The 12839-nt window shown below is 38.6% G+C and carries 15 protein-coding genes; all 15 read right to left on the bottom strand.

The annotated features are described in order from the left end of the window. Window positions 1-200 precede the first annotated feature (200 nt). Window positions 201-2015, bottom strand: a complete 1815-nt coding sequence (locus tag K0A91_RS01960) for a citrate/2-methylcitrate synthase (RefSeq protein WP_295007622.1) — start codon at window positions 2013-2015, stop codon at window positions 201-203. A gap of 9 nt (window positions 2016-2024) precedes the next feature. Next, complete coding sequence (locus tag K0A91_RS01965) at window positions 2025-3359, bottom strand: ATP citrate lyase citrate-binding domain-containing protein (protein ID WP_295007624.1); 1335 nt, start codon at window positions 3357-3359, stop codon at window positions 2025-2027. Between the two features lie 87 nt (window positions 3360-3446). Next, the gene (locus tag K0A91_RS01970; RefSeq protein ID WP_295007626.1) at window positions 3447-4640 is read right to left on the bottom strand and encodes a hypothetical protein; all 1194 of its coding nucleotides are present in this window, start codon (window positions 4638-4640) and stop codon (window positions 3447-3449) included. After that, the gene (locus K0A91_RS01975) at window positions 4637-5206 is read right to left on the bottom strand and encodes an aminodeoxychorismate/anthranilate synthase component II (protein WP_295007628.1); all 570 of its coding nucleotides are present in this window, start codon (window positions 5204-5206) and stop codon (window positions 4637-4639) included. The genes K0A91_RS01970 and K0A91_RS01975 overlap by 4 nt, the downstream gene beginning before the upstream one ends. A 78-nt stretch (window positions 5207-5284) precedes the next feature. Next, complete coding sequence (locus K0A91_RS01980) at window positions 5285-6079, bottom strand: ABC transporter permease (protein WP_295007630.1); 795 nt, start codon at window positions 6077-6079, stop codon at window positions 5285-5287. 7 nt (window positions 6080-6086) lie between these two features. Beyond that, window positions 6087-7970: a flagellar hook-associated protein FlgK gene (flgK, locus tag K0A91_RS01985; protein ID WP_295007632.1), complete on the bottom strand. Its 1884-nt coding sequence runs from the start codon at window positions 7968-7970 to the stop codon at window positions 6087-6089. 1 nt (window position 7971) lies between these two features. Then, a complete protein-coding gene (locus tag K0A91_RS01990) occupies window positions 7972-8400 on the bottom strand; it encodes a hypothetical protein (protein WP_295007634.1) in 429 nt (142 codons plus the stop codon). Between the two features lie 28 nt (window positions 8401-8428). Further along, window positions 8429-8638 carry a flagellar biosynthesis anti-sigma factor FlgM gene (locus tag K0A91_RS01995; protein ID WP_295007636.1) on the bottom strand — a complete coding sequence of 70 codons (210 nt, stop codon included), beginning with the start codon at window positions 8636-8638 and terminating at the stop codon, window positions 8429-8431. Between the two features lie 70 nt (window positions 8639-8708). Beyond that, on the bottom strand, window positions 8709-9011 hold the full coding sequence (locus K0A91_RS02000; protein ID WP_295007638.1) for a rod-binding protein: 303 nt from the start codon (window positions 9009-9011) through the stop codon (window positions 8709-8711). Beyond that, window positions 9011-10054: a flagellar basal body P-ring protein FlgI gene (locus tag K0A91_RS02005; protein WP_295007640.1), complete on the bottom strand. Its 1044-nt coding sequence runs from the start codon at window positions 10052-10054 to the stop codon at window positions 9011-9013. Before K0A91_RS02005 ends, K0A91_RS02000 begins: the two co-directional genes overlap by 1 nt. Before the next feature lie 45 nt (window positions 10055-10099). Further along, window positions 10100-10690, bottom strand: a complete 591-nt coding sequence (gene rsmD, locus K0A91_RS02010) for a 16S rRNA (guanine(966)-N(2))-methyltransferase RsmD (RefSeq protein ID WP_295007642.1) — start codon at window positions 10688-10690, stop codon at window positions 10100-10102. Continuing rightward, window positions 10680-11075: a hypothetical protein gene (locus K0A91_RS02015; RefSeq protein WP_295007644.1), complete on the bottom strand. Its 396-nt coding sequence runs from the start codon at window positions 11073-11075 to the stop codon at window positions 10680-10682. The genes rsmD and K0A91_RS02015 overlap by 11 nt, the downstream gene beginning before the upstream one ends. Before the next feature lie 37 nt (window positions 11076-11112). Further along, window positions 11113-11844 (bottom strand): 3'-5' exonuclease, encoded by a 732-nt coding sequence (locus tag K0A91_RS02020; RefSeq protein WP_295007646.1) that lies wholly within the window; start codon window positions 11842-11844, stop codon window positions 11113-11115. Beyond that, window positions 11838-12377 (bottom strand): hypothetical protein, encoded by a 540-nt coding sequence (locus K0A91_RS02025; protein ID WP_295007648.1) that lies wholly within the window; start codon window positions 12375-12377, stop codon window positions 11838-11840. Before K0A91_RS02025 ends, K0A91_RS02020 begins: the two co-directional genes overlap by 7 nt. Then, window positions 12370-12798 (bottom strand): hypothetical protein, encoded by a 429-nt coding sequence (locus K0A91_RS02030; RefSeq protein WP_295007650.1) that lies wholly within the window; start codon window positions 12796-12798, stop codon window positions 12370-12372. Before K0A91_RS02030 ends, K0A91_RS02025 begins: the two co-directional genes overlap by 8 nt. Window positions 12799-12839 lie beyond the last annotated feature (41 nt).

Here is a 12839-nt window from a genome sequence, read left to right on the forward strand (position 1 = left end):
TCTCAAAAAGATAGCTAAATCTTTTAAATCTGGAATATCCTCTTATGCCGTTGAAGAGATAATCTGTTTGCATTTTTCACTCTTTAGTTCTCCTCTAGAGAGTGCCATATGTTTCTGAACTTATACATAAAGATTGTGCAGAGAAGAGAGAGACAGAGAGGTTCAAGGAGAGAGTTCTCCTTGAAGTTAGAAAAAAGGGATTATATCTCTTCTGCTACCTGAACATCATAAAGAATATCAGTCATTGGATGTCTATACATCGGCATTGCAAGACGTTTTTCATCAAGTACATGACCGATAAATCCTATGCTTCTTCCAACGATAAAGAATGAATTTAGAGTACCGCTTGAGATAAACTCACTTATCTCATCTTCACTGTATCCGAGCGCTCTCCACATATCAACCATTAAGATACCGATAGTACCGTCAACGTTAAGGATAAGATTCTCTTTTTTAGACGTTGTCAACTGCTCAACAGTCAATGCGTAATCCAAAAGAGGAGTAGCAGGGAAAGATTTGGCTGCATATTTCTTAAGTCCCTCTACGCGTAAGTCAGGATTTTTAAGAGACTTGATTCTATGCCCGATACCAGGAATAGGAATACCCTCTTTTTTCATATGATTTAAGAAATCCGCAGGAGATAACTTATTGTCATTTGCATATTTGAAATATTTTGCAGCATCATCAATTGCACCACCGAATCTTGGTCCGATTGTTAAAAGTCCTGTTACAAGTGACTCAACAACGCTTTTGCCGGCACGTGCTGTAACTTTTGCATTGTGAGCACCTGAAACCGCAGGACCATGGTCTGCTACTGTCTTGATAACAGTCTCAATAAAATCCGTAGCCCATTTTGGATACTGTTTTTTGAACCAAAGAAGTGATATAACATCACCGATTCCTTTTCCTGTGTCCGGAGTTGCAAGAGAGGAGATAGGGAAGCCTGCATATGTTGCCTCATCGCCTCTATCGTCAGAAATTGTACAGATAAACTCTTTAGATTTTCTCACGCTTGGGCATACATTGGTAGCCGGTTCTTTGATATCTTTTATAATACCCTCTGCGTGTAGCTCATGATGAACGGCACTGATTATTTCCGGAAGATTGTTGAATGATGCAGGAACATGGATTCCAGCCTCTTTCATAGCCTTGTTTTTAGCTTCAGCCGTTTCCATGTCACCGTTCGCAGATGCACCAGCATGACCAAACTGTACGCCGCTGTCATAATACTTGGCAATAGTTCCGATACACCATGCGATAATCGGCTTTTTAATTTTTCCGCTTTTTACAGCTTCGATAACTTTATACTCTTCAGTTCCGCCCACTTCGCCTAAAAGTAACATATATTTTACTTCAGGATTTGCTTCCATTCTAAGAAGATTATCAATGAAAACAGAACCTACAAATCTATCTCCGCCGATTGCCACACCCTCAGCAATACCGTCTGCATTGATAGCAATGATATTTGAAAGTTCGTTAAATAGACCGCCTGAACGAGTCACCAGTCCGCATGAACCTGCACGGTGAAGCTTAGATTGAACTATGTTCTCAATTGTGCCGCCGATATTTGCGATTTTAAATGCGCCCGGAACTATTGCACCGACCGTTGCAGGTCCGATTACGATAACATTTTTAGCTTTAGCTGTTGCATTCATTTTACGTGCTAATCTCTCAGGAATACCCTCAGCCGTTACCATGATAGATTTAAATCCACCTATCTCCAACGCCTCCATAGTTACATCGTAAGCAGTTCTAAAAGATGCAAAGTTTAAAAGTACATCAGCTTGCGGCTGAGCAGCTTTAGCTTCTGCACTGTTTTTATACAGTGGAATCATAATCTCATCCGGTCCATAGAAAAACTTCTCAAATTTAGAGCTGCTTGTAGGTGCGACAATGCCCGCTACCGAAGGTTTTTTTCTTTTTATAGTGTAGTCATAATCAAGCATTCTCTGAATAGCGCTTGAGTTGTTGTTCCAAAAAATTGCTTGCGTATCTTTAGTATATAATTGTGCCATCTCTTTTCCTTACTTTGCTAGTGCCATACGCACGATGTCAGTGACATGTGTTTCAGGTCCGTAAACTTCTATATAAAGACCAAGTCTATCAGCAGCCTCTTTAATATCTTTTAGACCTTTTTCATAGTTTGGTCCGCCGCGTCTAACATAAATTTTTATGCCGACTTTTTTCATTTTATCAGCGTAATTTTCAAATGCTTGAATAATACCCGTAAAAGTTTTTGCAACATCCGTAAAGTTAGCGATAGCTCCACCGATGACCAGAACTTTATCTCTGCCTTTTGCATCTTTGCTTCTTGTCATAAGGTCTAGAATTGTCTCAGCATAAAATTTTGTTTCGCTTGTAGTCGGTCCGCCTGAATACTCACCGTAATTAGCAAGGTCTTCGATTCCAGCCAAATCCGCAATAGTATCAGCGTAAACAACTGAAGCGCCGCCGCCTGCTACCATCGTCCAGATTCTAGCATCAGGTTTAAGTATAGTAAGTTTTAGTGAAGCACCTGATTTGCTGTCAGCATCTTCAATAGCTAAAACTTCAGGAGATTTCTCTTCCATACCAAAAGATGTAGGGTACTCAACATCGCCCCACTGCTCTCTCATCATAAATCCTGCAGTATCGTCAAGTTTTGCAACCATATCGAGAAGCTCAACTTTTTTGCCCTGAAGAACAAATGGGTTAATCTCTAGATATGCGAAGTTTAACTCTCTGTAAGCTTTAAAGAAACCTACTGCGAACTCTGCAAATGCTTCTTTATCATGTTTTGCAACATCTTTTGGGATGTTTTTTTTGATTTTTTCTGCAATCTCTTCTTCTGTTGCAGTAATCGGGAATGCTACTTCTATAACTTTGTCCCAATTCTCTTCAACTTCCATACCGCCCTCAGCAGACATGTAAAGAACGTCATCATCACCAACGCATGTAGCAGAGATGTAGTACTCCTCTTCTTGAGAGTGCGGAGTGAATGGCTCAACGATAAAATGAGTAAGCATGTCTACTTTAGCTTCGCCGTTTGGAGTGTCGCCGTCAAATGAAAAATAAACCGACTGTTTTTCAGACGATTTCTCATCAATCCAAGATGCCGCTTTAGCCAAAGATACATCACCCGGTTTAGTGTCTCTAAATAGAACTAAACCATTCTTTCCTCTTTTACCAAATAGCATATCCGGTTTAGCAACTAACGTTTTTTCTTTTAACCATGCTTTTTCTTTAGCACCCTTAGTAAGTTCTGATCCGTTTTGAACCATAACTGTTTCGTATGCATAAGTGAAACCTGGAAAATACTTATCCCAATGCTTAGCCAAAATTGACTTTGCGTCAAATTCTCTAATCGCTTTTTGAGCCATTGCAACTCCCTGTCTTTAATATTTATGAAATATTATCACATGTTAACTAATCTAGTACCATTTGAACAGATTAAGTATTGTATAGATTTAATTTATGTTTATCTTTGTAACATTTGCAGAGTAAACTAGTCTATTTTTGTAACTAATTGTTACACTATCTAAATTTGTTGAATTTATATAATTTTCTTCAAGCAGATAATTGTTGCATTTTGTTACACCGTAAAATTCTAATCTTTTTGACATCTTTATATTTGTATCTACACAATTTATATCTCTTTTTTTAAGCTCCCGCGAGAGCTCTTTTGCTACATGTAAATTGTAAGAGAAGTGTTTTTTTGGCTCTTCTAATAAGTGATACAGGTGTTTGTTAAAAAAAACTGCCGAAGAGTTTGTGAACAGGAGTGCGAGCGATATGACAAATGCCAACCTGTATTTTTTTCTAAATATATTTAAACGAACTCTATATGAACTCTCAAATGTTTGTCCAATCAGAGGAAGCGCCAAAATCAGATATGGTGCAAAAAACTCTACGCCTATTCGCTGTCTAAATGACAACAATAGTGAAAAAACAAGTGCCGTCGCTGCTATAAACCACAACGTATCCATATCTTTTGTAAGATATCTTCTATAGAGAACATAAAAAAGATAGACAAAAATAATCGGCGTAAAAATTGCGGCATAAAGCCCGAGCGTATTTAAAAAATAGCCTCTTGGTGAACCGTGCATGTCAATGCCGTAGATGAAAAGCGAAGAGAGCAACAGCGCGATACCAAACAGTAGAAGTTGTCTCTCTTTTTTGTAGATAAAAAATAGTACCAGCGCCATAAAAAGATAGACAAAGTTACCGTCAACAAACATGTACAAAATAAGCAGCGGATAGATAAACGATATAGGATAATTTTCATACAGATAGACAAAAAGCAGCAGTCCAAAAAGAATTATGCCTGCGCTGTTTACTATAATTGCCGAGCTCATAACCCCCGGTAAAAGCACAAAAACAAGGAGCAGCCAGAGTCTGTTTCTCTCAACATGTAGATATTTTGCGGAAATTTTATAAAGCAGTATTGCGCTTAATATATGCAACACTATCATTGGAAATCGCAGGGCAAAATCGTTTTGACCAAAAACAGATATAGAAGATTTTATAATAAGCTGCAAAAATGAGAAATCACCGCCTAAAAGCAGCGCCTCATTGTAGGAGATTGACAACTCGTCAATCTGAAATATAAGCATTAGTGCATCCAATCCCAAAATTAAGAGCAGGATGAGTTTTGTGTTCATATTTTTAAAAAGTTTCCAATCATCTCGTGCCCGTACTGACTCATAATTGATTCAGGATGAAACTGCACGCCGTAAATCTCTTTGCCCTTGACTTTAAGCGCCATTATTTCATCATCGTCGGTGCTATATGCAGTCGGCTCTATAATGTCAGGAAGAGAATTTTTCTCCACTATCAAAGAGTGATATCTGGTTGCGATAAACTCCTGCGGAATATCTTTAAATATCTCGCAATCTTTTGTGCGTCTCATAGTGGATGTTTTGCCGTGCATCATATTTTTAGCCCGCACAACTTTTGCACCAAAAGCCTGTGCAATGCTTTGATGACCAAGACATATGCCTAAAATAGGCACTTTATCTTTAAAGTGCTCAATTACTTTTAGAGTAACGCCCGCATCATCAGGAGTTGCAGGACCTGGAGAAATTATGATTTTTTCAGGGTGAAGAGCCTCTATCTCTTCAACGCTGAGCTCATCATTTCTAATTATCTTCAAATCAGCCCCCAACTCTCTGCAATACTGAACGATATTGTAGGTAAAGCTGTCATAATTATCAATCATTAAAATCATAATTTATCCTAAATTTGTATGGAGAAGTATATCTATTTTGCTCTTTTGTTTCACTTATTTAAAATCTACATGTAGATTTTACTGAATCTCTTTTTTATTGGTTAACTGCTGAAGATAATTTGATATATTTATAAGTGAGAACGTGACCAAAAATATCATAAGACCCGGGAAAAAGCTGACCCACCACGCAATCTCTACAACATCTTTTCCGCTGCTGAGAATCGTTCCCCAACTCATCTGCGGTGCAACTATTCCTAGTCCCAAAAAGCTAAGCCCAGACTCTGCAAGTATGGCACCGCCCACTCCAAAAGTAAAGCTGACAAAGTAGATGGGTGCGAGAAGCGGAGCGTAATATTTAAAAAGTATTTTCAGCTTGCTTGCATTTGCGATGTTTAGTATTTTTATATATGGCTGAGAGGTTATTTTAAAGCTCTCAGAGCGGATAAGCCTTGCGGTCGTCATCCATCCTGTGATGGAAATAATAACAATCAAAACCCATGCAGAAGCGTTTACGTAACTCACAAGTGCTAGAAGAAGAAAAAAAGTTGGAAATGTTAAAAATAGGTCAACCAAAACAATAAAGCTCTTATCCACACCACCTCTGAAGTACCCAGCCATCGAGCCTAAAATAAGCCCGATTACAGAAGCGATAAACGCACTCCCCACTCCGATAATAAGCGAAACTTTTCCGCCCTCCATCAATCTTGCAAGAATATCTCTTCCAAGCCTGTCTGTTCCCAAAAAATGCTCAAACGACGGCGGAAGCAAGATAGCGCTATTATCAAGGTCGTAGGCATCAACTTGATAAATTGCTGAGCCTAAAAAAGAGAATAAAAAGACAAAAACAAGTATAAAAATACTAAATTTAGGCATCTAAAAATTACTGCTTGATTCCAAGGAGTGTCTGCATCATCTGATCAACCGTTGTTATCACCTTGGAAGCGGCACCGTATGATGTTTGGTATTTTATGAGATTTGTAAGCTCTTCATCTATGCTCACCTTTGAAACAGAAGCGTACTCCTGCTCGGTTGCATTAAATAGTGCCGTAATTGTTTGATTGTTTAATATCGCTTCGTTTGTTCTTACTCCAACTTCAGTTGCAACTACGTCAAACATCCCATAAACTGTTGATTCATAAAGAATAGTGCCAACTTTAAACTTATAAACTTCAAACTGCTGCTGAATCATGTTCATTGACAATCTGTTGTCACCGGTAATAGGAGCTTTTCCTGCACTAATCTTAGTAGGATTTTCTTTCAATTGATAATTTAGCTGCATGCTTCCAGCGCTGTTTCCATCAAAAAATCTGCTTAGCCCTAATGCTCCGGCAAAATTTGAGCCAGAATCGTACTTGTCACCCTGAAGCTTATCTTCTATAGCAAATTTATATCCTTTTGCCGCGGATACAGAATCCATAATAATTTCAACAGCATTCTCGCCACTTGCATATGTTGCCCAGTTAAACTGTATAAAATCGTCCACATCGTTGTTTGCATTTCCATCAGAGTTATCGTCACCCTGAGCAATAATTTGTCCCTGTATCGAGTTTGAACCTGCAACGCCTGTCATTGATGTAGTCAGATTAATATTTATAGTTCTTCTTGCCGTCTCATTTCCGTCAATATCATATATAACGATATCAAAAGAGCCCTCTTTTATATTTAGCGGCGAGTGAACAAGCGATTGAGCCCCTGTTATATTAACGGTGTTTGACTCCATCCTACTTGTTGCACCCGAAGCATAAAGATTATTTGTGGATTCAATCAACGTAGTCGCAAACGCATCCATCTGGTCTATAACCTTTTGCAAAGCACCGTTTGTAGGTACTCCTGAAGAATCAGTACCCATCTTATCGCCTCTTAGGTCTAAGATGGCTCCGACTCTTCCGCCTGAAATAACTTCATCCATTGATATCAAGACACCGTCTTGTCTCTCATATGAAAGCTCGTAATATCCGTTTGAGTTATTGCTACTTGATATGTGTATCGGATGATATGAGCCGCCATCGACTATATTAAAGCCGTTAATACTTAACGTATAGCTTCCAAACCCCTCATTAGACGAGCTGCTTACCCCAGTATTTGATTGAATCATGCCTATATATGACTCTGCGCCGATTAGTTTTGAGAGACTCAGCTCAATAGAATTCCTCTTGTCTCTTAGGTCGTTTGCCGCATAAGCCCCTCCAGCCTCGGCAACCTCTATTGTTTTGTTTACGGTCGCCAACTCTTGGGCTAAAGAATTTACCTCTGCAATACCGACTTTTATCTGTTCGTTGAGGCTTGACTGAAGAGTTGTTATTTTGCTCTGCAGTGATGCAACACTGCTAGTGAGAATTTCAGCTTGCTTAGCAAGCGCCAATTTTATGGCATCATTGTCAGGATTGTCCGCAAACGTCTGCCACATATTGTAGTACTCTTTTAAATCAGACTTTATCCCGACGTCATTAATCTCAGGAAAATAGGTCGATAGCGTCTCAAGGGTACCTTTTGTAAAATCAGAATACTCTTTGTCGGATGAAATTCCAGTATATCTGTCATAAACAAAATTATCGAATACTCTGGCAATATCCATTATCTGGGTACCGTTGCCGACATTTCCCGGAGCGGAAAAAATAGGCATGGCTGCAGCCGTTACAACTCTCTGTCTAGAGTACCCTTCACTCTCAGCATTTGCTATATTATGGCTTGTAGTACTGACCCCGAGCTGCGCTGCCGCAAGACCGGTGTAGCCGATATTTAAAGTGTTAAATATTGATGCCATCTTATACTCTCACTTTTAAAAAGGTAGACTCTTTTGAAGCGACTTTATTATAGCCCTGCATCTCTGTCGGAACCAATCTCTCTAAAAAGGTGTTGTAGAGATTACTTACCGCAAGCACTAGTCTTGCGTAACGTTTATTTACATCACGAAGGTTTGAGAGTTCCACTTTTAGCTCTAAAAGATATTGGTGCTGCTCTTCGCTTAGAAGCTGCGGCAAATCAACATCCCCATTTGCACTCATCAAAGATGAGATTTCATGGTCTATCATCGCTTTTTTAGATTCAAAGCTCTTTAGCTTCTCCTCTTTGAGTTTTAGTCTTTCAAATTGAGGATTGTTATTTGCCACTTTTATATCTTCTACATCAGACTCCGTAATTTTTATTAAATCTCTGAGGTCGCCCAATGCACTTTGTAAATGATATGACAGCATAATATAATCCTTCCCTTTGTTTAAAAAACTACATCAACTCTTCGGCAATCTTCTCTGAAAGAGCTTGTAGATTTATTTTATATTCACCAGACTCGATAGCTTCTCTTATCTGTTCAACCTTGCTTGTGTCACCCTGTTTTGAGACGCTAGCCCCATTTTTTTGCACAACTTCCTTGCTCTCGCCAAAATTGCTGGCGTATGCAGTGCGGATGCCCGCGCTATTTATTTGTGGAATCATAACCCATCCTTTTTTCGTTCATTTGTCACTATAATTCTGTTCAACTATATCGGCATAATAAAGAAAAATATTAACGCTTTTCGCTCAAAAAGTCGTAAAGCATCTGAGAAAATCCAAACCCTCCTGCACTGGCTTTTGCAAGCTCTTCTCTGTACATAGATTTATATATCTTATCTCCTGGGTCGTTTGCTTCAGAGAAAAGATTTTTTTCATTTTGCATCGCATTATCCATAAGCATTTTAAGGATAACAGACTCAAAAGCGTCAGTCTGCTCTCTTAGCTCAGCATTTTCTGCCTTCTCATCTATTTTGGGAATCATGTGCTGCTGCGATAAAAAAGCAGCTTGTAGATTTATAGAATTAGCGCCCTGCATTAAATCAACTTCAGTTCAGCAGAGATGCTTCCCGCACTCTTCATAGCTTCAAGGATTGAGATTATATCTTTTGGTGTTGCACCTAGTTTTTGAAGTGAGCGAACCAGATTTGCAACTGTTGTCGTTCCTGATTTTGTATAAAGCTCATTTTCATTAAGTCCTATTACCATATTTTCATCCACAACCATTGAACCGGCCGGTCTGCTTAAATCTTCCTGCTCAGTAATTTTTATGGTTATATCGCCGTGAGTCATAATAATAGGCTTGATAGCTATTCCCACGCCCGAGACTATTGTTCCCGTTCGCTCGTTAATTACTATCCTCTCTTTTACATTGTAGTCCATGTCGATATCTTGAACCTCAGCCAAAAACTCTATCATTGTTTTATTCTGCGGTTTTTTCAATTTAACGGTTCTAGAGTCCATTGCCACCGCAACTTCAGTGCTGTAAAAATCATTAACGGTTTTTTGGATTGATACGCTGTTTTTAAAATTTGCGTCTCTTAGAGAGAGTGTTACAAACTCTTGATTGTACAAATCAATACTTATCTCTCTCTCAACCAATCCGCCGTCATAAATAATGCCTGCCGTAGGGTGTGAATCTCCCCCGCCCTGCCCATTTCTTCCGCCGATACTGATAGCTCCCTGAGCAAGTGCGTATATCTTGCCGTCAACCCCTTTTAATGGAGTCATAAGAAGCGTTCCGCCCTCAAGCGACTTTGCATCGCCGATTGATGAAACGGTTATGTTTAGCTTGTCACCCTGTCTTGCAAACGGAGCAAGTTCAGCCGTCACGACAACTGCTGCCACGTTTTTTGACTTAATATCAATTGGCTTCATGTCAATATTCATAGCTTTTAACATGTTGGCAATTGATTGGAGAGTAAACTTTGAAGTGGTACCGTCACCAGTCTTTTGAAGACCAACGACCAGTGAGTATCCGATAAGATGATTGTCTCTTACCCCTACTATATTTGCGACATCGCTTATCTTAGTAGCATATAGAGTAGTAAAAGTAAGTAAAAATAGAATAAATGTTCTCATCGCTAATCCTTGAATATAGCGATAAGTAGCAAACTTTATTCCACTTTATTCACTCTCTAGGTAGGTCAGCGATGTATTGCCGAATTTTTTGAATTTTTTTATGGTGTAAGGACCTATGATTTTTGGTATCTCCAGTCCGCTCATATGCTCTATAATGATGAGTTTTACACACTCTTTCGGAAGAGATGCTATTAAAGAGATTGTCTTGTCATATATCTCCTCCATCCCCTCTCTTATGCTAAAAGGAGGGTCAATATAAAAATATGCATCTTCGCCTCTTCTTTGAAGACTCTTGATAACAGATGCTATGTTTGCAAACGTATCGCCGCCGTGTACCTCACATGCAGATGGGTCAGTTTGAGCAACATTTTCCCTTAAAACCTTTAGCGCTTCATGATCTTTTTCCATAAAGATAATTTTTTTGGCACCGCGGCTAAGGGCTTCAAGCCCGATGGAGCCGCTTCCTGAGAAGAGTTCTACGAAATTAGCGTCGATTACCTCAAACTGAATCGTGTTAAAGAACGACTCCAGTACTATCGCTTTTGAAGTTCTTGTAGTTGCTTTTGAGGGGAGTTTTATAGTTTTATTTTTAAACTTGCCAGATACTATCTTTTTTGTTATTGGACTACTTTTCATAAAATGCCCGCACCGCTTTTAAAATATTCTCTTGGTACTCTTTTGTAAGTGATTCTATGCGCTTTTGCAGTATCTCAAAATCAGGCTGCTCATCATCAATAAAATCACTCTCTTCGTCTTCATTTGATTTTGGAAATGAGTACAGATTTCCTTTATTGAGACTTTTATATCTGTTTTCAAGTGCCAAAAAAAGCTGCGATTTTGAAAACGGCTTAACTAAATCTGAATCTTTTGAAGAGGAGATATAAAAACATCTCTTATCATCAAGGCATCTAGCATCTCTTATTGCGATATCGCAATTTTTAAGTGTACTGAGATGCTTGCCGAGAAAAAGCTCCAGTGATTTTTGCAAAAGCGGTGATTTACACTCAACGGCTACTCTCAAAAACACTCCTTATACATTTTGGAAGAAGTATAACACATCAAAAATTAGATTTTGGGTTTAAATATCTATTTATGCTGTATTTCAAATCTTCATCCAAATCTGGGATATTTATAACCATCCACTCCAGATATCCTCTGTCAAACATACTTATCTCCTCTATATAGCGACCGCTGTATTTTCCAAAATCGAACTTCTCCAAAAGTACATTTTTAAAGCTTAGAGCTATTAGCTCTTCGTGGCTCTTCATCTCTCTTAGGCAGTCGTATAGAAGTTTTACACATAGAGCGTCACTAAGCGCGTTATGCGCACTCAAGCTACTCTCTTTCAAGGAGCAAACTTCTGCCTCTTTTTTCTCATTTTGGTAGAGTTTGAGCTCGTACCTTAAAAACTGCAAAGAGAACTGTTCACACTCAGGAATAAGATGTTTAGTGCCTCTTAGCGTGTCGATTATTTTGCCATGCCAGATAAAACCTGCACCAAGGAGCATTTTTATGTCAAAGTTTACATTATGAGCTATTATGGTTGCATCTTCATTGTTGTGTTCTTGCAAAAACTTCCATGCCATGCTCTCTTTTAGCGGTAGCTTTGCCTTAATCATCTCATTTGTTATATGGTTTATACTAGAAGCTTTCGATGAGATTTTTTTGCCCTCGTTTACAAGCTCATAAATTGAGATAATCTCATTATCTTTAACGCCTATGATGCCTATGGAACATATTTTGTCAGAGCTCTCTAAACCCGTTGTTTCCAAGTCCAAAAAAATCAACATGCAACTATCTTTATTTTTTTACACTTAGAACTCATAATGATAAAAGAGATGTAGCCTCCAAGAAGTATGAAGCCGTAGAGCCAGTAGATGTTAAACCACTCAAAAAGACCGCTATACGAGGTAAAAAGATTTGTAAAAACAGTAGCTAAAATTGTAAAAGAGCCGACAAGCCAAATAAGCAGCATAAGCCACTTTCGCCAAACTTTTATCAAATCTCCATAACCGATAGCCTCTATCGTCTGGCTACCATCGCATGTTAAAAGTTTTAGCTCAATGCCGTTTATGCAACTGTTAAATATATATTTCAGCCCTCTAAAGAGTGCCAAAAGTATGCCAAGCGACCAAAAAATGGGAAACCAGAACTTAAAAATTTCAAAAAGCGCAAGCGATACTTCAGTTGTAAACTCCGGCATATCGCGTAAAAAATATATAAATAGTGTCGCAAAAAATGAAAATAGCAGCGCAAAAAAGAGGCTGCAAATAGTCAGGCGAACTGCCCATCTATACCAAAGAGTTACGTAAAATCTACTCATTTGGTTTAAAGGGCTCTAACATTGTGTAGTAGTGCTCAAGCGTCATAAAACTTTTCTCAAACCTGAAGCGGATTATAAACTCTACTATCTTGTTTTTCAGCTCCTCATCCACACTTTCAGTTTTTCCAAAATACCCAAGAGAGACATTTTTACTCTTAACAACCGCATCCCTGTCATAGCCGATTGCCAATATCTGCAGATATTTCCCTTTTTTTATCTCGCCTAGACTCTCGCTAAGAAGCGATGCCCCTGATAAATTTATCGCCTTATAATTAAAAAGTTCGCCAAACTCTTCAACTTTTTGATTTATATTTAATTCATTAAATAGATTTTGCAGCAACACAAGATTATCTCTTCTGGCACGCTCATAACTGGAGATTTTATTTGTTAAAGTTTTTAATCTGTCTAAGGCTGAACTCATCGTTTATCCTATCTTTTCTTGACAAATTATATCTAAAAGCA

This window comes from Sulfurimonas sp., from assembly GCF_019429335.1.
Classification (GTDB): Bacteria; Campylobacterota; Campylobacteria; order Campylobacterales; family Sulfurimonadaceae; genus Sulfurimonas.